The sequence below is a fragment of the Streptomyces sp. NPDC043685 genome (genome assembly GCF_056436585.1).
Genome location: NZ_JBWKCH010000004.1, coordinates 41,009 through 63,486 on the forward strand (window position 1 = coordinate 41,009; position 22,478 = coordinate 63,486).

The 22,478-nt window shown below is 73.6% G+C and carries 22 protein-coding genes; 11 read left to right on the top strand and 11 right to left on the bottom strand.

Annotated elements, in window-relative coordinates; translation table 11 throughout:
- Position 1: 1 nt before the first annotated feature.
- The 5 genes from AC0665_RS13585 to AC0665_RS13605 are packed head-to-tail and all read right to left on the bottom strand — an operon-like array spanning position 2 to position 5,424.
- The gene (locus tag AC0665_RS13585) at positions 2-799 is read right to left on the bottom strand and encodes a type III pantothenate kinase (RefSeq protein WP_361113391.1); all 798 of its coding nucleotides are present in this window, start codon (positions 797-799) and stop codon (positions 2-4) included.
- A 14-nt stretch (positions 800-813) separates the two neighbouring features.
- On the bottom strand, positions 814-1,788 hold the full coding sequence (gene nadC / locus AC0665_RS13590; protein WP_468408673.1) for a carboxylating nicotinate-nucleotide diphosphorylase: 975 nt from the start codon (positions 1,786-1,788) through the stop codon (positions 814-816).
- Between the two features lie 5 nt (positions 1,789-1,793).
- Positions 1,794-3,500 carry an L-aspartate oxidase gene (locus tag AC0665_RS13595; RefSeq protein WP_478705049.1) on the bottom strand — a complete coding sequence of 569 codons (1,707 nt, stop codon included), beginning with the start codon at positions 3,498-3,500 and terminating at the stop codon, positions 1,794-1,796.
- Positions 3,497-4,498, bottom strand: coding sequence for a pantoate--beta-alanine ligase (gene panC / locus AC0665_RS13600; protein WP_468408669.1), 1,002 nt, complete (start codon positions 4,496-4,498; stop codon positions 3,497-3,499). Before panC ends, AC0665_RS13595 begins: the two co-directional genes overlap by 4 nt.
- Positions 4,495-5,424 (bottom strand): Rossmann-like and DUF2520 domain-containing protein, encoded by a 930-nt coding sequence (locus AC0665_RS13605; RefSeq protein ID WP_478603598.1) that lies wholly within the window; start codon positions 5,422-5,424, stop codon positions 4,495-4,497. The genes panC and AC0665_RS13605 overlap by 4 nt, the downstream gene beginning before the upstream one ends.
- A 182-nt stretch (positions 5,425-5,606) precedes the next feature.
- Between AC0665_RS13605 and AC0665_RS13610 the strand changes: the two genes are divergently transcribed.
- Positions 5,607-6,809, top strand: a complete 1,203-nt coding sequence (locus AC0665_RS13610; RefSeq protein ID WP_478603595.1) for a threonine aldolase family protein — start codon at positions 5,607-5,609, stop codon at positions 6,807-6,809.
- Here AC0665_RS13610 and AC0665_RS13615 read toward each other — a convergent pair.
- Complete coding sequence (locus AC0665_RS13615; RefSeq protein ID WP_478508208.1) at positions 6,781-6,984, bottom strand: hypothetical protein; 204 nt, start codon at positions 6,982-6,984, stop codon at positions 6,781-6,783. The genes AC0665_RS13610 and AC0665_RS13615 overlap by 29 nt on opposite strands.
- A gap of 160 nt (positions 6,985-7,144) precedes the next feature.
- Between AC0665_RS13615 and AC0665_RS13620 the strand changes: the two genes are divergently transcribed.
- Positions 7,145-8,251 carry a DUF5937 family protein gene (locus tag AC0665_RS13620; protein ID WP_478508209.1) on the top strand — a complete coding sequence of 369 codons (1,107 nt, stop codon included), beginning with the start codon at positions 7,145-7,147 and terminating at the stop codon, positions 8,249-8,251.
- Positions 8,252-8,267: 16 nt separating this feature from the next.
- Here the strand turns inward: AC0665_RS13620 and AC0665_RS13625 are convergent, their stop codons facing one another.
- Complete coding sequence (locus tag AC0665_RS13625) at positions 8,268-8,939, bottom strand: response regulator (protein ID WP_478603593.1); 672 nt, start codon at positions 8,937-8,939, stop codon at positions 8,268-8,270.
- A gap of 53 nt (positions 8,940-8,992) precedes the next feature.
- Positions 8,993-10,186 carry a sensor histidine kinase gene (locus AC0665_RS13630; protein ID WP_468408659.1) on the bottom strand — a complete coding sequence of 398 codons (1,194 nt, stop codon included), beginning with the start codon at positions 10,184-10,186 and terminating at the stop codon, positions 8,993-8,995.
- Positions 10,187-10,304: 118 nt separating this feature from the next.
- Here AC0665_RS13630 and AC0665_RS13635 point away from each other — a divergent pair, with 118 nt between their 5' ends.
- Positions 10,305-11,306: an SAM-dependent methyltransferase gene (locus AC0665_RS13635; RefSeq protein ID WP_478603590.1), complete on the top strand. Its 1,002-nt coding sequence runs from the start codon at positions 10,305-10,307 to the stop codon at positions 11,304-11,306.
- A 4-nt stretch (positions 11,307-11,310) separates the two neighbouring features.
- On the opposite strand, the gene AC0665_RS13640 is transcribed toward AC0665_RS13635, so the two are convergent.
- A complete protein-coding gene (locus AC0665_RS13640; protein WP_363117623.1) occupies positions 11,311-12,462 on the bottom strand; it encodes an NADH-quinone oxidoreductase subunit D in 1,152 nt (383 codons plus the stop codon).
- 31 nt (positions 12,463-12,493) lie between these two features.
- On the opposite strand from AC0665_RS13640, the gene AC0665_RS13645 reads away from it, so the two are divergent.
- Entirely contained in the window at positions 12,494-13,024 is a 531-nt protein-coding gene (locus tag AC0665_RS13645) for a PH domain-containing protein (RefSeq protein ID WP_478603587.1), read from the top strand.
- A complete protein-coding gene (locus tag AC0665_RS13650) occupies positions 13,021-14,355 on the top strand; it encodes a PH domain-containing protein (RefSeq protein WP_478603585.1) in 1,335 nt (444 codons plus the stop codon). The genes AC0665_RS13645 and AC0665_RS13650 overlap by 4 nt, the downstream gene beginning before the upstream one ends.
- 58 nt (positions 14,356-14,413) lie before the next feature.
- Here the strand turns inward: AC0665_RS13650 and AC0665_RS13655 are convergent, their stop codons facing one another.
- Positions 14,414-15,931 carry a hypothetical protein gene (locus tag AC0665_RS13655; RefSeq protein WP_478705050.1) on the bottom strand — a complete coding sequence of 506 codons (1,518 nt, stop codon included), beginning with the start codon at positions 15,929-15,931 and terminating at the stop codon, positions 14,414-14,416.
- A 135-nt stretch (positions 15,932-16,066) separates the two neighbouring features.
- Positions 16,067-17,185, bottom strand: coding sequence for an alpha/beta hydrolase (locus AC0665_RS13660; protein WP_468408651.1), 1,119 nt, complete (start codon positions 17,183-17,185; stop codon positions 16,067-16,069).
- A gap of 233 nt (positions 17,186-17,418) precedes the next feature.
- Between AC0665_RS13660 and AC0665_RS13665 the strand changes: the two genes are divergently transcribed.
- The 6 genes from AC0665_RS13665 (at position 17,419) to AC0665_RS13690 (ending at position 22,470) form a co-directional block, all read left to right on the top strand.
- Positions 17,419-19,254, top strand: a complete 1,836-nt coding sequence (locus tag AC0665_RS13665; RefSeq protein WP_468635058.1) for a phosphatidylglycerol lysyltransferase domain-containing protein — start codon at positions 17,419-17,421, stop codon at positions 19,252-19,254.
- Between the two features lie 70 nt (positions 19,255-19,324).
- On the top strand, positions 19,325-20,215 hold the full coding sequence (gene folP / locus AC0665_RS13670; protein ID WP_478603578.1) for a dihydropteroate synthase: 891 nt from the start codon (positions 19,325-19,327) through the stop codon (positions 20,213-20,215).
- Complete coding sequence (locus AC0665_RS13675) at positions 20,212-20,718, top strand: nuclear transport factor 2 family protein (RefSeq protein WP_468408646.1); 507 nt, start codon at positions 20,212-20,214, stop codon at positions 20,716-20,718. Before folP ends, AC0665_RS13675 begins: the two co-directional genes overlap by 4 nt.
- A 236-nt stretch (positions 20,719-20,954) precedes the next feature.
- Positions 20,955-21,314, top strand: a complete 360-nt coding sequence (gene folB, locus AC0665_RS13680; RefSeq protein ID WP_468408644.1) for a dihydroneopterin aldolase — start codon at positions 20,955-20,957, stop codon at positions 21,312-21,314.
- Positions 21,311-21,922, top strand: a complete 612-nt coding sequence (gene folK, locus AC0665_RS13685) for a 2-amino-4-hydroxy-6-hydroxymethyldihydropteridine diphosphokinase (protein WP_468408642.1) — start codon at positions 21,311-21,313, stop codon at positions 21,920-21,922. Before folB ends, folK begins: the two co-directional genes overlap by 4 nt.
- 59 nt (positions 21,923-21,981) lie before the next feature.
- Complete coding sequence (locus AC0665_RS13690) at positions 21,982-22,470, top strand: DUF3180 domain-containing protein (RefSeq protein ID WP_468408640.1); 489 nt, start codon at positions 21,982-21,984, stop codon at positions 22,468-22,470.
- Positions 22,471-22,478 lie beyond the last annotated feature (8 nt).

Genomic DNA, 22,478 nt, shown 5'->3' on the forward strand with positions numbered 1-22,478 from the left:
CTCACATGCGCGAGACGTTGCGCTCGTACACCAGCCGCAGTCCGATCAGCGTCAGCCACGGCTCGTGCTCGTCGATCACCGACGACTCGCCCAGGACCATGGGCGCCAGGCCGCCCGTCGCGATGACCGTGACGTCGTCCGGGTCCTCCGCCAGCTCGCGGGCCATGCGGTTGACCACGCCGTCGACCTGGCCCGCGAAGCCGTAGATGACGCCCGACTGCATGGCCTCGACCGTGTTCTTGCCGATGACGCTGCGGGGCCGGGCCACCTCGATCTTGCGGAGCTGGGCGCCGCGGACGCCCAGGGCCTCCACGGAGATCTCGATGCCCGGCGAGATGACGCCGCCGACGTACTCGCCGCGCGCGCTGACCGCGTCGAACGTCGTCGCCGTGCCGAAGTCGACGACGATGGCGGGGCCGCCGTAGAGCTCGACCGCCGCGACCGCGTTGATGATCCGGTCGGCGCCGACCTCCTTGGGGTTGTCCATGAGGATCGGCACGCCCGTCTTGACGCCCGGTTCGACGAGGATGGCGGGCACGTCGCCGTAGTAGCGGCGCGTCACCTCGCGCAGCTCGTGGAGGACCGAGGGGACGGTCGCGCAGATGGCGATGCCGTCGATGCCGTCCCCCAGCTCGTCGCCGAGGAGCGGGTGCATGCCCATCAGGCCCTGGAGCAGGACCGCCAGTTCGTCGGCGGTGCGCCGGGCGTCGGTGGAGATGCGCCAGTGTTCGACGATCTCGTCGCCGTCGAACAGGCCGAGGACGGTGTGGGTGTTTCCTACGTCGATCGTCAGCAGCATGACCCGTACCGCCCCTACTCCGCCGGCCGCAGGTCCAGGCCGATGTCCAGGATCGGCGAGGAGTGGGTGAGGGCTCCGACGGCCAGGTAGTCGACGCCCGTCTCCGCGTACGCCTTGGCGTTGTCGAGGGTGAGGCGGCCCGAGGCCTCCAGGGCGGCGCGGCCCTGGACGATCGCGACGGCCTCCTCGCACTCGGCCGGCGTGAAGTTGTCCAGCAGGATCAGGTCGGCTCCGGCGTCCAGGACCTCGCGGAGCTGGTCCAGGGTGTCGACCTCGACCTCGATGGGGACCTCGGGGAAGCGCTCGCGGACCGCCTGGAAGGCCTGGGCGACACCGCCGGCCGCGACCACGTGGTTGTCCTTGACCAGGGCCGCGTCCGACAGCGACATGCGGTGGTTGACGCCGCCGCCGCAGCGCACCGCGTACTTCTCCAGGCTGCGCAGGCCCGGGGTGGTCTTGCGGGTGTCGCGGACCCTGGCCTTGGTGGTCTCCAGGACGTCCGCCCACGCGCGCGTGGCCGTCGCGACGCCCGACAGGCGGCACAGGATGTTCAGCGCGCTGCGCTCGGCCGTGAGGAGGTCACGGGTGCGGGTGGTGACGGACAGGAGCTTCTGCCCGGCCTCCACGCGGTCGCCGTCCTCGGCGTGGCGCTCGATCTCGAGCTCCTCCTCGCACACCACCGAGATGACCGCCTCGGCGATGCGCAGACCGGCCACGGTGCCCGCCTCGCGGGCGGTGAAGTCGGCCGTGGCCACCGCGTCCTCGGGGATGGTCGCCACCGTGGTCACGTCCACGCCGTGGGCCAGGTCCTCCTGGAGCGCCACGTTGGCGATGTCCTCGACCTCGACCGGGTCGAGGCCGGCGTCGGCCAGGAGCTGGGCGAGTGCGGGGTCCAGGCCGCACTCCAGGTATGCCTCGTCGTCCGCGCCGCAGGCGCAGCCGTCTCCGCAGCCTCCCGAGGAGGCGAGGGGAAGGTCGGGGGTGCTCACGTCGGTCACTGCTCCTGGGGGGCCTGGGTGGGGAGGGTCGGGGGGAAGTCTGTGGTGTCCGTGGTGTGCACCGCCAGGGTGCGGTCCGGGTTCAGGGTCACGACGATGTGGCGGCGCCAGGCCTGGTCGTCGCGCTCGGGGCGGTCCTCGCGCCAGTGGCAGCCCCGGGTCTCCTCGCGCAGCAGGGCGGCGGCGACCAGGACGCGGGCCACGCACAGGAGGTTGGTGGCCTCCCAGGTGTCGACGCCGGCCTCGGCCGTGGCGCCGTTCTCGGCGAGGGCCTCCCGGGCGTCGGTGTGCAGGCGCTGGAGCTGGTCGGCGGCCTTGGCGAGGGACCCGGTCGAGCGCAGGACGCCCGCCCCGTCCGTCATGATCCGCTGGATCGTGAAGCGGGCCTGGGCGGTCTGCAGGGGGTGCTCGGGGATCTCGGGGTGCGAAACCGGCGCGGGCACGCGCGCGGGCAGGCCGTTCGCCGCGATGTCGGCCGCGATGCGCTCGGCGTAGACGAGGCCTTCGAGCAGCGAGTTGGACGCCAGCCGGTTGGCGCCGTGCACCCCGGTGCAGGCGACCTCGCCGCACGCGTACAGGCCGGGGACGGTCGTGCGGCCGTGGGAGTCGGTGCGGACGCCGCCGGAGGCGTAGTGGGCGGCCGGGGCGACCGGGATGGGGCTGGTGACCGGGTCGATGCCGTGGGCGCGGCAGGCTTCGAGGATCGTCGGGAAGCGGCTCTCCCACATCTCGGCGCCGAAGTGCCGGGCGTCGAGGTACATGTGCTCGGCGTTCTGCTCCTGCATGCGGCGCGTGATGCCCTTGGCGACGATGTCGCGGGGGGCGAGTTCGGCGAGTTCGTGCTGTCCGACCATGAAGCGCACGCCGTCGGCGTCGACCAGGTGGGCGCCCTCGCCGCGCACGGCCTCGGAGACCAGGGGCTGCTGCCCCTCGGCGTCGGGGCCCAGGAACAGCACGGTCGGGTGGAACTGGACGAACTCCAGGTCGCTGACCTCCGCGCCCGCCCGCAGCGCGAGCGCCACGCCGTCGCCCGTCGACACCGACGGGTTGGTGGTCGCCGAGAAGACCTGGCCCATGCCGCCGGTGGCGAGGACCACCGCGGGGGCGTGGACGGCCCCGACGCCGTCGTGCCGGCCCTCCCCCATGACGTGCAGGCTCACGCCGGCCGTGCGGCCCTCGGCGTCGGTGAGGAGGTCCAGGACGAGCGCGTTCTCGACGGTGCGCATGCCCCGCGCGCGGACCGCCTCGACCAGGGCGCGGGAGATCTCGGCGCCGGTCGCGTCACCGCCCGCGTGCGCGATGCGGCGGCGGTGGTGGCCGCCCTCGCGGGTCAGTTCCAGCTCACCCTCGGACTCGTCGAACCGGGCGCCGGTCTCGATCAGGCGGCGTACCGCGCCGGGGCCCTCGGTGACCAGGAGCCGGACCGCGTCCGCGTCGCACAGGCCGGCGCCCGCGACGAGGGTGTCGTCGAGGTGCTGCTCGGGGGTGTCGCCGTCGCCGAGCGCCGCGGCGATGCCGCCCTGGGCCCAGCGGGTGGAGCCGTCGTCGAGCCGGGCCTTGGTGACGACGACCGTCCGCAGGCCCGCGGCCTCGCAGCGCAGGGCGGCGGTCAGCCCGGCGACGCCGGAGCCGACGACGACCACGTCCGCGGCGATGGACCACCCGGGGGCGGGCGCGTGCAGTCGTATGCCTGTGGTGGTCACGAGGCGGCTCCGAAGCGTGTGAAGGTGAGGGGGACGTTGTCGATCAGCCGGGTCGTGCCGACCCGGGCGGCGACGGCGAGGACCGCCTCGCCGGTGAAGTCGTCCGCGATCTCGGTGAAGTCGGAGGGGTCGACCAGCGCGAGGTAGTCCAGGGCGAGCGGCGGATCGAGGCGGGCGGCCTCGTCGAGGACCTGGCGGGCGGCGGCGCGCACGGCCGCGGGGCCGCCCGGGACGGCCGTCGCCACGGCGTGGGCGTCGGCCGCCGCGCGGGACTCCCCTATGGCGCTGAGCGCTTCGGCTCGCGCGCGCGTGGCGGGCACTTCGCGGGCCCGGGCGCGCAGCGCCTCCTGTGCGGCATGCCGGTCCCGGCCCGCGAACAGGGCCCCGGACAGGGCGAGGGCGGTGCGCCGCTCGGCGGCCGAGAGGTAGCGGTTGCGGCTGGACAGGGCCAGGCCGTCCTCCTCGCGGACGGTGGGCACGCCGACGATCTCCACGCCGAAGTTCAGGTCCCGCACCATGCGGCGGATCAGGGCGAGCTGCTGGGCGTCCTTCTGTCCGTACAGGGCGACGTCGGGGCGCGTGAGGTGCAGCAGCTTGGCGACGACGGTGAGCATGCCGTCGAAGTGGCCGGGACGGGAGGCGCCCTCCAGGCGCTCGCCCATGGGGCCCGCGGTGATCCGGACCTGGGGCTCGCCACCGGGGTAGACCTCGTCCACCGCGGGGGCGAACACGACGTCGGCGCCCGCCTGGCCGGCGAGCTCGATGTCGGCGTCCAGGGTGCGCGGGTAGCGGTCGAGGTCCTCGCCCGCGCCGAACTGAAGCGGGTTGACGAAGACGGTGACGACGACCTCGCCGTCCGGTCCGGCCAGCTCGCGCGCGGTGCGCACCAGCGTGGCGTGGCCCTCGTGCAGGGCGCCCATGGTCATCACCACGGCACGGCGGCCCGTACGCGCGCGTGCGTGCAGTTCCCCGGCGGTGCGCAGCAGGGTGGTGGTCATCGGGCGTCCCCTTCGGTGCCGTCGGTCCCGTGGGCGAGTACCCCGAGGAGGTCCTCGGCGAGTTCCGGCTTCAGCAGGCCCTGGGCCAGGGCCCGGTCGGCGGTCGCCCGGGCCATCGCCAGATAGCCGGCGACGGTCTGCGGGGCGTGCCGGCGCAGCTCGGTGACGTGCGCCGCGACGGTGCCCGCGTCCCCGCGCGCGACCGGGCCGGTCAGGGCCGCGTCGCCGGAGCGCAGGGCGTTGTCCAGGGCCGCGCCGAGCAGCGGGCCGAGCATCCGGTCGGGGGCGGAGACGCCGGCCGCGGCCAGCAGCTCCATGGACTGGGCGACCAGGGTGACCAGGTGGTTCGCGCCGAGGGCGAGGGCCGCGTGGTAGAGCGGGCGGTTCTCCTCGGCGATCCATTCCGGCTCGCCGCCCATCTCGATGACCAGGGCCTCGGCGGCCAGGCGCAGTTCCTCGGGGGCGGTGACGCCGAAGGAGCAGCCGGCCAGCCGCTGGACGTCCACGGGGGTGCCCGTGAAGGTCATCGCGGGGTGCAGCGCGAGCGGCAGGGCACCGGCGCGCAGGGCCGGGTCGAGGACCCGCGTCCCGTACCGCCCGGAGGTGTGGACGAGGAGCTGCCCGGGCCGGACGGACCCGGTGTCGGCGAGGCCGCTGACCAGCTCGGGCAGCGCGTCGTCGGGGACGGTCAGCAGCACCAGGTCGGCCCGCTGGAGGACGTCGGCGGGCGGCATCACCGGTACGTCCGGCAGCAGCAGCCCGGCACGGCGCCGGGAGGCCTCCGAGACCGCGGAGACGGCGACCGGGCGGTGCCCGGCGAGCTGGAGGGACGCCGCCAGCGCGGGGCCCACCCGGCCGGCGCCGACGACGCCTACGGTGAGCCGCGCGGGGCGGTCCCTGGGATCCGGCTGTGGGGTTGTGTTCACTCGACGGCGGCCTTCCCGTTCCAGTCCGCTCCGGGTACCGGACGATTTCTCGTCATGTTAACGCGATCGGTTCGGGGGGCGTCCGGTCGTCCACAGGCTGTGCACGCGCGTGCTCCCTGCCCGGGACGGCGCACGGAAAAGTGGGGTGCCCGGCACCGTGCGCGCGCGAGAGGATCCCGGGCATGACCGACACGGCGGAGCACGACGATCAGGCGGCGGACGAGGACCGGGGCGCGGGGCTGCGGGAGAGACGGCTGGCCGTGCATCGCACCGCACGGCGCGTGTTCGCGCGCTTCGGCTTCCACCGGACCCTCAGGGAACGCCTGGCCCTGCTGGAGGAGGCGGACGGCGTGCACGACCTGGACGAGCTGTCCGACGTGTACGGCGACGGCGTCGTCGAGGAGTTGGAGAGGAAGGTGGCCGGGCTGCTCAGCACCGAGGCCGCCGCGTTCTTCCCGACGGGCACGATGGCCCAGCAGGTGGGCCTGCGCTGCTGGGCGGAGCGCACCGGGAACCGGACGGTCGCCCTGCACGCGCTCAGCCATCCCGAGGTGCACGAGCGGAACGCGTTCAGCGAGGTCGGCGGGCTGCGCCCGGTGCGCCTGACGAGCGAGCCGCGGCTGCCGACCGCCGCCGAGGTCCGGGACTTCGAGGAGCCCTTCGGGGCGCTGATGCTGGAACTGCCCCTCAGGGACGCCGGTTACCTGCTGCCCACCTGGGAGGAGCTCACCGCGGTCGTCGAGGCCGCCCGGGAGCGGGACGCGGTGGTGCACTTCGACGGGGCCCGCCTGTGGGAGTCCACCGTCCACTTCGGCCGCCCCCTGGAGGAGATCGCGGGCCTGGCCGACAGCGTCTACGTGTCGTTCTACAAGTCCCTGGAGGCGTACGGCGGCGCGGCGCTCGCCGGACCCGAGGAGCTCGTCGGTCAGGCCAGGACGTGGCGGCACCGGTACGGCGGGATGGCCTTCCAGCAGTTCCCGACGGTGCTGTCGGCGCTGGTCGGGCTGGAGCGGCAGCTGCCCAGGCTGCCGGAGTACGTGGCCCACGCGCGCGTGGTGGCCGGCGCTCTGCGCGACGGGTTCGCGGCGGCCGGGGTGCCGTGGGCGCGTGTGCACCCGGAGGTGCCGCACACCCACGACTTCCAGGTCTGGCTGCCCCACGAGCCGGAGGTGCTCGGGGAGGCGGCGGTCCGCACGGCCGAGGAGACGGGGGTCGTCCTGTTCGGCAGCGCCTGGGAACGGGGCGGCCCCGGGCTGGCGTTCACGGACGTGCATGTGCGGGCCGAGGCGCTGGAGTGGAGCCCCGAGGACGTGAAGGCGGCCGTGGCGGAGTTCGTGGCCCGGCTGCCGGAGCGGGTCAGACAGGGCGCCGCCGCCACCGCCTGAGGGCGTCCAGGAACCGGTGCCGGGCCGGGCGGCCCGCGAGGACCGCGCGGAACCGCCGTGTCTCGCGCCATTCCCGTACGACCTGCCGGTCGTGGGCGCCGGGCGCGGGCGGGGCGGGCTCGCCGAGGGTCCGGGCGCGGTAGGTGTCGAGGAGGTGCTGCTGCGTGATGCTCATGGTGGATCGCCTTCGCGCGACGGGAGTGGTGGAGGTCCGAAGGCTCCGCGGCGGCCCCGGTGCACCCACCGTGCGCCCGTGCCGGGGGCGGCGTCGCGCCGATTGACGGGGTCCGTCAATCGGCGGGGGCGTTGTCGGTGGCCGGGTGCACCATGAGGTCATGAGCGTGCACATCGACATCGCGGGTCTGCGGCCGGAGGAGATCGCCGTCGTGCCCTCCCCCCTGGCCGAGCTCGGCATGGCGCTGCACGCGCTGTCCGAGCCGGCGCACCACCCGGGCCTCCAGGGCTGGGTGACGGGCGTGACGGCACGGCTCGACCCGCATCTGGCCGACCGGATGTGCGAGGCGGACTTCCTGTGGCGGACCACGTTCTCGGACCTGTTCCTGCCCTGGGCGGGCCTGCCGGACCGGCGCTCGCTCCCGGGCGCGACCCTCGCCGAGGAACTGGACGTGCTCGACAAGCTGTCGGACGAGCAGTTCGTGGACGCGGCGCTGGAGTTCACCTGCGCCCTCGGCTACGGCGAGTGCGGGCCGACCCCGCTGTCCGACCCGGGGACGCGCCGCCGGGCGCTGGACCTGGCCGCCGCACGCGGACCGCGGCAGCTGCGGTTCAGTGAGCGGCTGCTGGCCGACCCGCCCAGGATCCGGGCCTGGCTGCGGCAGTTCCTCCGGGACTGCGACGAGGCGTTCTTCGCGGAGGCCTGGTCCCGGCTGCGCCACCAGCTCGCGGCGGACGCCCGGCACAAGACGGACCTCCTGCGGCGCAAGGGCCTGGCCGAGGCGCTGGCCGCGGTGTCCCCGGCGATCACCCTCGACGAGGAGGCCGCGCGGATCACCGTCGACAAACTGGGCGAGGGCCGTACGGCCACGCGCGACGGCGGCCTGCTGCTGGTCCCGACCAGCCTGGGCTGGCCGCACCTGATGGTCCTGCACCGGCACGGCTGGCAGCCGGTGCTGCACTACCCGGTCGGCTCCCCGGAGCTCACCGCGCCGCAGACGCTCGAACAGCTGGCCATGCGGATGACCGCGCTGTCCCACCCGGTCCGGATGCGCATGTGCCGGCACCTGGCCCGCAGCGCGCACACCACCAGCGAGCTGGCGCAGGTGCACGGCATGAGCGCCCCGGAGATATCCCGGCACCTGGCCGTGCTGAAGAAGGCGGGCCTGATCACCACCCGCCGCCGCGGCCGCTACGTCCTGCACCAGCTGGACGTGACGGTGGTGGCGCGGCTCGGCAGCGAGTTCCTGGAAGGGATCCTCAGGTAGCCGCCCGGCGCACCGGTCAGCCGCCGTGCCCGCCGGCCCGCACCAGCCCCGTCTCGTAGGCCAGCACGACGACCTGCACCCGGTCCCTGAGCCCGAGCTTGGTCAGGATGCGCCCGACGTGCGTCTTGACGGTGGCCTCCGACAGCACCAGCCGCGCCGCGATCTCGCCGTTGGACAGGCCGTGCGCGACCAGCACCATGACCTCGCGCTCGCGTTCGGTGAGCCGCTCCAGCTCCTTGTGCTGGGGCTGCTTGGTGCCCGGCAGCATCGGCGCGAAGCGGTCCAGGAGCCGCCGGGTGGTGGAAGGCGCGACGACCGCGTCACCGCTGTGCACGGCCCGGATCGCGGCCAGCAGATCGGCCGGCGGCACGTCCTTGAGCATGAAGCCGGAGGCACCCGCCTTCAGCCCGGAGAAGGCGTACTCGTCGAGGTCGAAGGTGGTCAGGATGAGCACCTTCGGCGGGTCGGTGTCCGCGCAGATCCGGCGGGTCGTCTCCACCCCGTCGAGCTTCGGCATGCGGACGTCCATGAGCACCACGTCGACCTCGGTCGTGCGCAGTTCCGCGAGGGCCTCGACCCCGTCGCCCGCCTCCGCGACGACCTCCATGTCCGGCTGGGCGGCGAGCACCATCCGGAACCCGGTGCGCAGCAGCACCTGGTCGTCGACGAGCATCACGCGGATCGTCATCGGGCCTCTTCCATAGGGGGTCGTGACAGGTGTCAGTGGGGCGTGCGCGGGGCTCAGTGCGCGGGTTTGAGCGGCAGCAGGGCGCTGATGCGGAATCCTCCGCCCGGGCGCGGACCGGCGTCCAGGGTGCCGCCGACCATACCGACCCGCTCGCGCATGCCGATCAGGCCGTGGCCCTGGCCGTCGAACCCGCCCTCCTCGTACAGCTCGTGCGGGGCGCCCTTGCCGTCGTCCTCGACGAGCAGGCCGAGGCCGTCGTCGAAGTAGACCAGGCGCACGCTGGCGCCCGCGTTGGCACCGCCGTGCTTGCGGGTGTTGGTGAGCGCCTCCTGCACGATGCGGTAGGCGGTGAGCTCGACGCCGCTGGGCAGCGGGCGGGGCGTGCCCTCGACCTTGAAGTCGACGGGCAGTCCGGAACCGCGGCACTGCTCCACGAGGTCCTCGATCTGGCGAACGTCGGGCTGCGGCACGTACTCGCCGGCCTCCTGGTGTTCGCCGGTGCGCAGCACGCCGAGCAGGCGGCGCATCTCGGCGAGGGCCTGACGGCCGGTGGAGGAGATGGTCTCCAGGGCCTTCTTCGCCTGGTCGGGCGCGGCGTCGAGGACGTAGGCGGCGCCGTCGGCCTGGACCACCATCACCGAGACGTTGTGCGCGACGACGTCGTGCAGTTCGCGGGCGATCCGGGCGCGTTCGGCGGCGACGGCGACCTTGGACTGGGCCTCGCGCTCCTTCTCCAGACGGGCGGCCCGCTCCTCCAGCTGCGCGAAGTAGGCGCGGCGGGTGCGGATGGAGTCGCCGAGCACCCAGGCCAGGGCGAAGGGCACGGTCTGCAGGACCGCCAGGGCGATGTCCCCGGCCACCCCCGTCTGCTCGTTCGCCCAGCGCAGCTGGGCCAGGGGGGCCGCGCACAGGCCGGCGATCAGCGCGAAGCGTGAGGCCCAGCGGGCGCCTTCCGCCGCGACGGTGTAGACGACCACCAGCATGGCGAAGTCGGCGGGCAGGATCGCGACGTCGGTGGCCAGCTGCGCCACGCCGACCGCCGCCGCGAGCAGCAGCATCTTCTCCGGCATACGGCGGCGCAGCGCCACCACGAGGCACAGCAGCAGCGTGATGGGGACGACGGTGGCCCAGGGGCCGAACTGCTCGCCCGCCGCCCCGCCCACGACCGAAATCCCGAGGAGGACCACGGCCCAGAAGCCGTCGACCCATGTCGGGTGCCTGCGGAGGAAGTCATAGAGGCGCTGCACGTAACCCAGCGTAGGGACGCGGGATAGGTGCAGGGGTCAACCGGAGGGCCGATCCGCATTGCGTGCGCCTACTCCCCAAGGTGGAGTTGCGTTCGTTGTGTCCGCTTAACCTGGCCCGGTGACGGCAGGCGAGAGCAACGAGGGGCGTGAGGGGCGCGGGTGGCGTGCGGCGGCGCAGCACGCCCTGTACGCGCCGGGGGGCTTCTACCGGCGCGCGGAGGGGCCCGCCGGGCATTTCCGGACATCCGTGCACGCGTCGCCGCTGTTCGCCGGAGCCGTGGCGCGGTTGCTGTGCCGGGTCGACGAGGCACTGGGACGGCCGCCGGTCCTGGACTTCGTCGACATGGCCGCCGGACGCGGCGAGCTGGCCGGCGGAGTGCTCGCCGCCCTCCCCGCCGACGTGGCGGCCCGCACGCGTGCGTACGCCGTCGAGATCGCCGAGCGGCCCGCCGGGCTCGATCACCGGATCGAGTGGCTGGCCGCGCCCCCCGAGGGGACGACCGGGCTGCTGTTCGCCAACGAGTGGCTGGACAACGTGCCCGTGGAGGTCGCGGAGGTGGACGCCGAGGGCGTCGCGAGGCTGGTGCTGGTGCGCGAGGACGGGACCGAGCGGCTCGGGGAGCCGGTGGCCGGGGCGGCGGCGCGGTGGCTGGAGCGGTGGTGGCCGCTGCCCGGCGAGGAGGGGCTGCGGGCCGAGATCGGCCTGCCCCGGGACGAGGCGTGGGCCCGGGCGGTGGGGACGCTGCGCCGGGGACTCGCCGTCGCCGTGGACTACGCGCACACGGCGGACACCCGGCCGCCCTTCGGGACGCTCACCGGCTTCCGCGAGGGCCGCGAGACCACACCGGTGCCGGACGGTTCCTGCGACCTCACCGCCCATGTCGCCCTGGACGCGTGCGCGCTGCCCGGCGGACGCGTCCTGTCCCAGCGCGAGGCGCTGCACGCCCTGGGCGTGCACGGCGCACGCCCCCCGCTCACACTGGCCTCCACCGACCCCGCCGCCTATGTGCGCGCCCTCGCGAGCGCCGGAGAGGCCGCCGAACTCACCGCCGGGGCCAGCCTCGGCGACTTCGGCTGGCTGGTGCAGCCGGTCGGCATCCCGGACCCCTTGCGGCCGTGAGCCCCTACTTGTCGATGTCCCCGACCACGAAGAACATCGACCCGAGGATCGCCACCATGTCCGCCACCAGCGTCCCCGGCAGCAGCTCCGTCAGCGCCTGGATGTTGTTGTACGACGCCGAGCGCAGCTTCAGCCGGTACGGGGTCTTCTCGCCCTTACTGACCAGGTAGTAGCCGTTGATGCCGAGAGGGTTCTCGGTCCAGGCGTAGGTGTGGCCCTCGGGTGCCTTCAGGACCTTGGGGAGCCGCTGGTTGACCGGCCCGGGCGGCAGCTCGGCGAGCCGGTCAAGGCAGGCGTCGGCCAGGTCGAGCGCGTTGTGCGTCTGCTCCAGGAGGCACTCGAAACGGGCGAGGCAGTCGCCCTCCTGCCGGGTGACCACCTTCAGGGTGTCCTGGAGGTCGCCGTAGGCGAGGTAGGGCTCGTCCCGGCGCAGGTCGAAGTCGACGCCCGAGGCCCGCCCGATCGGCCCGCTCACCCCGTAGGCGTGCACGGCCTCGGCGGTGAGGACGCCCACGCCCCGGGTGCGGCCCCGGAAGATCTCGTTGCCGAGCACCAGGTCGTCGAAGCGGTCCATGCGGGACCGCACGTCGGCGACGGCGCCGCGCGCGCGTGTGGTCCACCCGGCCGGCAGGTCCTCCTTGAGGCCGCCCACCCGGTTGAACATGTAGTGCATCCGCCCGCCGGAGACCTCCTCCATGACGTGCTGGAGCTCCTCGCGCTCCCGGAAGGCGTAGAAGATCGGGGTGATGCCGCCCAGCTCCAGCGGGTACGAGCCGAGGAACATCAGGTGGTTGAGCACCCGGTTCAGCTCGGCGAGCAGCGTGCGCAGCCAGACCGCGCGCTCGGGCACCTCCATGCCGAGCATCCGCTCCACGGCGAGGACCACGCCCAGCTCGTTGGAGAACGCCGACAGCCAGTCGTGGCGGTTGGCGAGCATGATGATCTGGCGGTAGTCGCGCGCCTCGAACAGCTTCTCCGCGCCGCGGTGCATATAGCCGATCACCGGCTCCGCGTGCCTGATGCGCTCGCCGTCCAGAACGAGCTTCAGCCGCAGCACGCCATGGGTGGACGGGTGCTGCGGACCGATGTTGAGCACCATGTCGGTGCTCTCCGCCGCGCCGCCGATTCCGACCATGGTCTCCGTCGTAGGAGTCATGGACACAGTCTCTCCTACGTACGCTGGCCCCATGGATACGGGGAGTCCGCACGAGGTGGGGCCGGACGGGCCACGGGGCACGATCGAGGCGGCCGGTGACGAGCCGGTGTGGACCGGGCTGCCGCCCGGTCTGCTGAGGATGCGCCGGCTGCTGCTGGTGGTGTGGCTCGGGCTGATCGCCCTGGCCGCCGGGCTGCTGCCGGGGCTGCTGGCCGGACCCCCCTGGGCCGCCTTCGCGCTGCCGCCACTGGCGCTGATGGCCTGGGGCTGGGTGATGACCGAACGCAACTGGCGTTCCTGGCGGTACGCCGAGCGGGCCGACGACCTGCTGATCAGCCGGGGCGTGCTGTGGCGCGAGGAGACGGTCGTGCCGTACGGGCGGATGCAGCTGGTCGAGGTCACCTCCGGGCCCGTCGAGCGGCACTTCGGGCTGGCCAGCGTGCAGTTGCACACGGCCGCCGCGGCCACCGACGCGACCATCCCGGGCCTGGACCCGGCCGAGGCGGAGCGGCTGCGCGACCGGCTCACCGAGCTGGGCGAGGCCCGATCGGCAGGGCTGTGACGGCGCCCGGGGCCGCCGAGGCCCAGCAGGCCGTCGCCGAGGTCGTCGAACGGCGGCTGCACCCCGTCACCCCGCTGCGCCGCGCCTGGGCGCCGGTCGCCGTGATCATCGGCTGGGCCGTGCACGACCCCGACGGGGCGCAGCGCCATCTGGCCCGGCTCACCACGACCACCCTGCTGATCGGCCTCGCCGTGCTCGTCCCGGCCGCCGCGCTGTACGGCTTCTGCTCCTGGTGGTTCACGCACTTCGCGGTGACCGAGAGCGAACTGCGTATCCGTACCGGACTCGTCTTCCGGCGCACCGCGCACATCCGGCTGGAGCGGATCCAGGCCATCGACATCACCCAGCCGCTGCTGGCCCGGGTCGCGGGTGTCTCCAAGCTCAAACTCGACGTCATAGGCACCGACAAGAAGGACGAACTGGCCTTCCTCGGCGCCGACGAGGCCCGGTCGCTGCGGGCCGAACTGCTCGCCCGGGCCGCCGGTTTCGCCCCGGAGACCGCGCACGAGGTCGGGGAGGCCCCGGCCCGGCAGCTGCTCCGGGTGCCGCCCGGGGTGCTCGCCCTGTCGTTGGTGCTGACGGGCGCGACCTGGATGTCGCTGGCCGCGGCGCTCGTCGTCCCGCCGGTGCTGTGGCTGCTCACCCACAGCCTGTGGACGGTCCTCGCGGTGGCCCTGCCGCTGCTGGGCGCGGCGGGCGCGAGCAGCGTGGGGCGGTTCGTCGCCGAATATGACTGGACGGTGGGCGAGTCGCCCGACGGGCTGCGCATCGATCACGGGCTGCTGGACCGGGCGCACGAGACGGTGCCGCCGGGCCGCGTCCAGACCGTGCGGATCGTGGAACCGCTGCTGTGGCGGCGGCGCGGCTGGGTGCGGGTGGAACTGGACGTGGCGGGTTCGTCCAACTCCGTGCTGGTGCCGGTCGCTCCGCGCGAGATCGCCGAGGACGTCGTCGCGCGCGTGCTGCCCGGGGTGAGCGTGCCGCCGGCCTCGGCCCTGTCGCCGGCGCCGCGAGTCGCCCGCTGGTGCGTGCCGTTGTGGTGGCGCGGCTACGGACTCGCCGTCACGGACGCGGTGTTCGCCTCCCGCTCGGGGCTGCTGCGGCGGAGCCTGGCGCTGGTACCGCACGCCAAGGTGCAGAGCGTACGGCTGACGCAGGGGCCGTGGGAGCGGGCCCGGGGCCTCGCCGACGTGTGTGTGGACACGGGCGCGAACAAGACGGTGCGGGCCCGGCTGCGGGAGGCCTGGGAGGCACGCGAGCTGCTGGCCTCCCAGGCGGAGCGGTCCCGGACGGGGCGCAGGGACGCGCGGCCGGACCGCTGGATGGCATGACCGGCCGGACGCCGAGGGCCCCCCGGCCGTAGCCGAGGGGCCCTGGTCCGCACCGGCGTCAGGACACCGCGCTGCGCAGTGTCTGGACGTCGATCTGCTCCGTCTCGTCGTGCGCCGTCAGGTCGATGACCTGGCCGATGCCGCGCGACTCCTCGTCGGCCGGCTTGTACCGGGCCTCGGCCTCGGCCTTGTGCAGGGCGAGCGCCTCCTGGCCGACGACATCGGCGAGGTCCTCGTTCTGCACGGCCTCCAGCGCGGCGCGCGTGGTGCCCGCCTTGGTGCCGAAGAAGTCGAACCCGCCCTCGGCCAGCGGACGCCGGGCCGGTACCTGCGGCGGCACGGCCACGGCGGTCGGCACAGCGTAGTGACCGTCCCGCCCCGCGGACTGCTCACGCCGCGCGGCCTCCTGGAGCCGGCCGGACTCGCCGCCCGGATGGGGGGTGTCCACGGCCGGGGCGGAGGTGTCCACGGCCGGGGCGGGGGTGTCCGCGAGCGGGGCGGGGGTGCCGCCGCGCGACACGGAGGTGCCGCGGTCCGGAACCGAGGCCCCGCCGCCCGGCACGAAAGCCTTGCCATCCCGCGCGGAAGCCTCGCCGGAAGCCGCACCACCTCGCGCGGGGGCCTCGCCGGAAACCGCACCGCCGCGCACAGAAGCCGTATCGCCCGGCACGGAAGCCGCGCCGTCGGCCAGGGAAGCCGTACCGCCCGGCGCGGGGGTCCCACCGCCCCGCACGGGCGTCGCGGCCCTCGCGCGGTCGTGTCCGTCGGCCGCCTCGGACCGTTCCCGTGCCGCCTCGTCCTCCGGCGCCTGCTCGCGCCGCTCCTCCTGCTCCGCCTGCTCCTGCCGCGGCTCCCGCGCGGACTCGGCGTCCTCACCCTTCGGCACACCGTCGCCGTGGCCGTCGCCGTCACCACCGCCGTCCGGGTCCGGGACGGTCGCACCGTCGAACCGGGCGAGCGCGGCAGCGGCCCGCAGGAACAGCCGGGAACCCTCGGGCGAGAACACCGCGGGAACCGTGGGCTCTTCCTCGACGGCGAGCGCCTCGAGCGCCCCGTCCCGTACGGGCGAAGCCCCGGCCGCCTCCGGCGCCCCCGCCGGCAGCGCGGCCCGCACCGGAACCGTCGCCTCTATCTCGAGCACCCGGCGTTCCTCCAGGACGCTCGCGCGCTCGGTCTCCGCCGTGGCGTACCGGCGCAGCAGCGCGGCGTGTTCGTTGCGCAGCCCGGCCAGTTCCGTGCGCTTGGCGCGCAGCCGCTGCTCCAGCTTGCCGCGCAGCTCCCGCGACTCCTCGAGGTCGGCCTCCAGTTCGGCGACCCGCTCCTCGAAACGCCACTCGTCGCTCGCCCGCGCGCGCGTGAGGTCGGCGACGCGCTTGCCCGCCTGGGTGTCCCAACGGCGCAGCACGATCGCCCCGATGACCGCCGTCGCCGCGGCCGCCGCGGCCAGACCGCGGAGCACCATCGGCTCCGTGAACAACCAAGGGCCCAGGGCGCAGACGAGGGAGACGCCCGCGATCGCCGACGGGGGCAGCAGCCTGTGCAGGGGCGGGGAATGGCGATGACGTCCACGTGGCATGGCCAGAAACTTACCGCGCGTAGGCGAATCATGGTGACCCACCCCGCAAAAACAAAGCCACACCGAAACCTTCACACGGCATCAGATCTCGACAAGAAGCGGAATGGATCGCTCAAGCAATTCCCAAGATCATTTTCAGGGACCGCTCAGCCGCTCGCTCATCCACTCCAGCGCCGCCGGAATCTCGCGCCGCCACGTGTTGAAGTTGTGCCCCCCGCTTTCCAGGATGATCGACGAGATCCGCGTCTTCCCACCGCGCTCCACCCCCTCGATGAACCGGAGCGTGTCCTTGTAGTTGGCCTCTCCCCGCTTGCTGCTGCTGACCAGCAGGGACGTATCGGGAGCGGGCATGTGCGCGAGGTACCACTCCAGATCGGCGCGATTGCGCAACCCCTTGTCGCCCTGGAAGAGATCACCCGTCGTGGCGTCGATCGGCGCCTTGTAGTACGCCGACAAGCCCGCCCCGGCCGCGTACACATCGGGATGGTGCAAGGCGATCTTCAACGCGCAGTAGCCGCCCGTGGAGTTGCCGATGATGCCCAGACCGCCGGGCTTTTCGGCCACTCTGTAGTGCGTGCGCAACGCGTCGGGGAGATCCCTCGCGAAGAACGACTCGGTCTGCGGCCCGCCGGGGATGTCGACGCACTCCGTGTCCCGGGGCGGCGCCACCGTGGGCCGCAGCATCACCAGGATCATCGGCTTGGCCCGGCCCTCCCGGGCCAGCTCCAGAGCCGTACGCGGATAGTGCAGCTTCTCCACCAGCGCCGACGCCGTACCCGGATACCCCGTCAGCACCACGGCCGCCGGGAACCGGTGGGTGCGGTACCGCGGCTGGAAGTACTCCGGCGGCAGATAGACGTACGCGGGCGTGGCGATGTGGGTCGTCCGGCCCACGATGTCGACCTGCTGGACCCGGCCACCGGTCCGGGGCAGCGCCCCGGCCGCCCCCGGCACCCGGCGCGAGGCGACCACCTCCAGCGGGCCGCCACCCGGCGTGTGGTCGACGACCACGCCCTGGTCCTTCTCCTGCCCGAACAGGTCCGCCCAGCTCGCGTAGAACCCGAAGGACTGGTTGGCGGCCAGGCCCACCGCGGCGAACAGCGCCACCTGGGTGCCCAGCAGCAGACCCACGCGCCCGCCCACGGCACGCCAGGTGCGCCGGGACAGCCGTGGCCACAGCCAGACGGTGCCCACGAACAGCAGCACCGCCGACGCCACCGCCAGCACCAGCACCTTTTCGCTTGTCAGACCCATGGGTCGGTCACCTGTGTGCGCTCTCCGCCCGGCCCGCCCCGCGATCAACACCTTCGCACGAGCTTGTCCCGGACTTTCCTCGGTCTTTGATACGGCTTTGACGTGGGGAGTGAACCTCTCCCCCCAAGACACCGTCCTAGAGGGCGCAATGTCGCCGGATGCCCGAATCGGCACCGGATCCAAGGTCTCTCGCAGAACTACGGGATGCGATGTCTGTCAGGACAGATGAGGAAATGTCGGGCGAGGTTCCGCGTCGCGTCAGCGGCACGGCCGGCCCGGGCCGGATGAACCGGATACTGAGCGGGCCACGCCCCGAGGCCGTCCCCGCCCTCGTCGGCAGAGCCTGCGCCCTGGTGGGCGTCCTGGACATCGCCGCGGGCGTCTTCCCCCGCTTCCGGCACAGCCGGATGCACGCCATCGCCGAGGTCCTGCCCGGCGCGCTCGGCCCGTTCGCGGCCGCCCTGTCGCTCAGCACCGGCGTGCTGTTGCTGCTGCTCGCGCACGGCCTCAAGCGCGGCAAGCGCCGGGCCTGGCGGGCCGCTGTGGCGCTCCTGCCCGCCGGGGCCGTGGCGCAGTTCACCTACCGGCACTCACTGGTGGGCATGCTGATCTCACTGGCCCTGCTGGCGCCCCTGCTGCGCCACCGCGACCAGTTCAACGCCCTGCCCGACCCGCGCAGCCGCTGGCGGGCGCTGGCCAACTTCGTGCTCATGAGCGCCGGTTCACTGCTGCTCGGGCTGCTCATCGTCAGCGTCCACGGCGAGCGCATCGTCGGCGACCCCAGCCTCGCCGACCGCATCACCCACGTCATCTACGGCCTGTTCGGCTTCGAGGGCCCCGTCGACTACCAGGGCAACACCTCCTGGACCGTCGCCTTCTCCCTCGGTGCCCTCGGTCTGCTCACCGCCGTCACCACCATCTACCTGGCCTTCCGCCCCGAGCACCCGGCCGCACAGCTCACCGAGGAGGACGAGGCCCGGCTGCGCGCCCTGCTGGACAAGCACGGACGCCGCGACTCCCTCGGCCACTTCGCCCTGCGCCGCGACAAGGCCGTCGTCTTCTCCCCCAGCGGCAAGGCGGCGGTCACCTACCGCGTCGTCTCCGGCGTGATGCTCGCCAGCGGCGACCCGATCGGCGACGTCGAGGCCTGGCCCGGCGCCATCGAACGGTTCATGGACGAGGCCAAGGCCCACTCCTGGACCCCCGCCGTCATGGGCTGCTCCGAGACCGGCGGCGAGGTGTGGACCCGCGAGACCGGGCTCGACGCCCTCGAACTGGGTGACGAGGCGGTGGTGGACGTCGCGGATTTCTCCCTCGCCGGCCGCGCGATGCGCAATGTGCGCCAGATGGTCAAGCGCATCGAGCGCGCCGGTTACGAAACCCGGGTACGACGTGTCCGTGACCTCGGCGACGCCGAACTGGAGCGCATCCGCCAGGCCGCCGACGACTGGCGCGGCACCGACACCGAACGCGGCTTCTCCATGGCCCTGGGCCGCGTCGGCGACCCCGCCGACGGCGACTGCCTCATCGCCACCGCCCACAAGCAGGACGAGCACCCCGGCCCCTACGGCGACCTGAAGGCGATCCTGCACTTCGTGCCGTGGGGCCCCGATGGTGTCTCCCTGGACCTGATGCGCCGCGACCGCTCCGCCGACCCCGGCATGAACGAGCTGCTCATCGTGGCCGCCCTCCAGGCCGCCCCCAAGCTCGGCATCGCCCGCGTCTCCCTCAACTTCGCCATGTTCCGCGCGGCACTGGCCCGCGGCGAGAAGATCGGGGCCGGACCGGTGCTGCGCGCCTGGCGCGGACTGCTGGTCTTCCTCTCCCGCTGGTTCCAGATCGAGTCCCTGTACAAGTTCAACGCCAAGTTCCAGCCGCGCTGGGAGCCGCGCTTCGTCGTCTACCGCGCCTCCGCCGACCTGCCCCGCATCGGTTTCGCCGCCATGCAGGCCGAGGGCTTCGTCAACCTCGCCCTCCCCCTGCCGCGCTTCCTGCGCCGCCGGCGCGCCACCACCTCCCGCCCCTGCGCCCACGCCACCACGGCCGAACGCGACGTCCGGGCGGCATGACCCGCCCCCGGAGGGGCGTCGCCCCGGGCCGCAGCGCCGGGCGGCCCCCGCCGGGGCCTACGCTGACCATATGAGCAACCAGAGCGGACGCGGGCGCGTGGCGGGCCTACCCGAATGGGACCGCTGCGCGGTCATGGGTGTCGTGAACGTCACCCCCGACTCCTTCTCCGACGGCGGCCGCTTCTTCGACACCACGGCCGCCGTCAAACGCGGCCTCGACCTGGTCACCGAGGGCGCGGACCTGGTCGACGTCGGCGGCGAGTCCACCCGCCCCGGAGCCACCCGGGTCGACGAGGCCGAGGAACTGCGCCGCGTCGTCCCCGTCGTGCGCGGTCTGGCCTCCGAGGGCGTGACGGTGTCCGTCGACACCATGCGCGCCTCCGTCGCCGAACGGGCCCTCGCGGCCGGTGCCGCCCTCGTCAACGACGTCAGCGGCGGCCTGGCCGACCCCCGCATGATCCCGGCCGTCGCCGACGCCGGAACCCCCTTCGTCGTCATGCACTGGCGCGGCTTCCTCCAGGGCGGCAACGTCAGGGGCGAGTACACCGACGTCGTCACCGAAGTCGTCGACGAACTGCACGCGCGTGTGGAGGCCGTCCTGGCCGGCGGCATCGCCCCCGACCGTGTCGTCGTCGACCCCGGCCTCGGCTTCTCCAAGGACGCCGAGCACGACCTCGCCCTCCTCGCCGGCCTCGACCGGGTCCTCGACCTCGGATATCCGCTGCTCGTCGCCGCCTCCCGCAAGCGCTTCCTCGGCCGGGTCCTCGCCGCCCCCGACGGCCCGCCACCGCCCGCACGCGAACGCGACGCCGCCACCGCCGCCGTCTCCGCGCTCGCGGCGCACGCCGGCGCATGGGCGGTCCGCGTCCACGAGGTGCGCGCCACGGCGGACGCGGTCCGGGTCGCCCGCGCCATCGCGGGAGCGCGCGGAACGCACACCGGCGCGGAAGGATCCCGGTGAGCGCCCCCCACACCGACGTCGAACAGGTCGAGGCCGCCAACACCGCCTTCTACGAGGCACTCGAACAAGGTGACTTCGAGGAGCTGGCCTCCCTCTGGCTGACCCCCTCCGACCTGGGCGTCGACGAGACCTACCACGACCCGGCCGACACCGGCGTGATCTCCTGCGTGCACCCCGGCTGGCCCGTGCTGACCGGCCGCGGCGAGGTCCTCCGGTCGTACGCGCTGATCATGGCGAACACCGACTACATCCAGTTCTTCCTGACCGACGTGCACGTCTCGGTCACCGGCGACACCGCCCTGGTCAACTGCACCGAGAACATCCTCAGCGGCGGCCCCGCCCCCGAGGACGCCGACGAGGAGCTCGGCCCCCTCGTCGGGCAGCTCGTGGTCGCCACCAATGTGTTCCGGCGCACGCCCCAGGGGTGGAAACTCTGGTCGCACCACGCTTCCCCCGTCCTCGCCGAAACAGACGAGGACGAGCAGGACGACACCCCCACCTGAGTGGGTACGCGCCAGGAAGTGGTTGGAAACACCACCCCACGGGTAGGGGCGGCTACCAGCCCGTGAGCCGGCGGGTTCGCCCGGACGAACGCCCGGTGAATCCTGACGGACCCGGCCGAGGCCCCCACCCCATGGCCCGGCCCCGCCCGTGCTCGCAGGTAGATTCGACCGAGGCCGGGGTGCCGGCCGCACCCGGCACCGACCGGCCCTGACCGACGATTGCAGGAGTGATTCGCGTGGATCGTGTCGCGCTGCGCGGCCTGAAGGCCCGCGGGCACCACGGGGTGTTCCCGAAGGAACGCGAGGACGGCCAGATCTTCATCGTGGACCTCGTCCTCGGCCTGGACACCCGCCCGGCCGCGGCCGACGACGACCTGGCGAAGACCGTGCACTACGGCATCGTGGCGGAGGAGGTCGTGGCCGTCGTCCAGGGCGAGCCCGTCGACCTCGTCGAGACGCTCGCCGAGCGCATCGCCCAGGTCTGTCTGAAGCACGAGGCGGTGCGGGAGGTCGAGGTCTGCGTCCACAAGCCGGACGCCCCGATCACCGTCCCCTTCGACGACGTGACCGTCACCATCACCCGGAGCCGAGCATGACCGCGCCTTTCATCCAGGGCCCGACCGACCCGACCGTCCAGCCGGTGCCCGCTTCCGTCGTCGAGAAGGTCGACGCCGCCGACACGACCCTGTCCAACCCGAAACGGGCCGTGGTCGCCCTCGGCTCCAACCTCGGCAACCGCCTGGAGACCCTCCAGGGAGCCGTGGACGCCCTCGGGGACACGCCCGGCGTCCGCATCAAGGGCGTCTCCCCGGTCTACGAGACCGAGCCCTGGGGCGTCGACCCCGGCAGCCAGCCCGCCTACTTCAACGCCGTCGTGGTCCTCAAGACCACCCTCCCGCCGTCCTCGCTCCTGGAGCGCGCGCACGCCGTCGAGGAGGCCTTCCACCGCGTCCGGGACGAGCACTGGGGCCCCCGCACCCTCGACGTCGACATCGTCTCCTACGCCGATGTCGTCTCCGACGACCCGCGGCTCACCCTCCCCCACCCCCGCGCCCATGAACGCGCCTTCGTCCTGGCCCCCTGGCACGACCTGGACCCCGAGGCGCAACTGCCCGGCCACGGCCCGGTCGCCGGTCTGCTGGAGGCCGTCACCCGCGAGGGCGTGACACCCCGCGAGGACCTGGAACTCCGGCTGCCCGAGTAGCCGTTAAGGTCAAGACGGCCGCGAACCGGGCCGGAAGCCGGGGGAACCGAAGGGACACCGTGAGAGAGCTGCGTATCCGGGTGCTGGCCGGCGTCTTCGCCGTGGCCGCCGTGCTGTCCTGGGCGGGCGCCCGCCTGTGGAACTCGATCGGAACGCTCCCCAGCGTCCCCCTGCCCGCCCCCATCGTCCTCGCCGCGATCGCCGTGGTCCTGCTGGCCACGGCGCTCTCGATCCGCGCCCGCCTCAAGGACCAGCGCGAGCGGCTTCCGGACGCCAAGGGCGTCGACCCCCTCATGGCCGCCCGCGCCGTCGTCTTCGGCCACGCCAGCGCCCTGGTCGCCGCCCTCGTCGCCGGCATGTACGGCGGCACCGGCGTCTTCCTCCTGGAGTACCTGGAGATCCCCGCCCGCCGCGACCAGGCCATCTACGCCGGCCTCTCGGTCCTCGCGGGCATCGCCGTCATAGCGGCCGCCCTCTTCCTGGAGCGCGTGTGCAAACTCCCGGAGGACGACGAGAACGACGGCACGGGGGTGGCCCCGACGGTGTGACGCGGCCT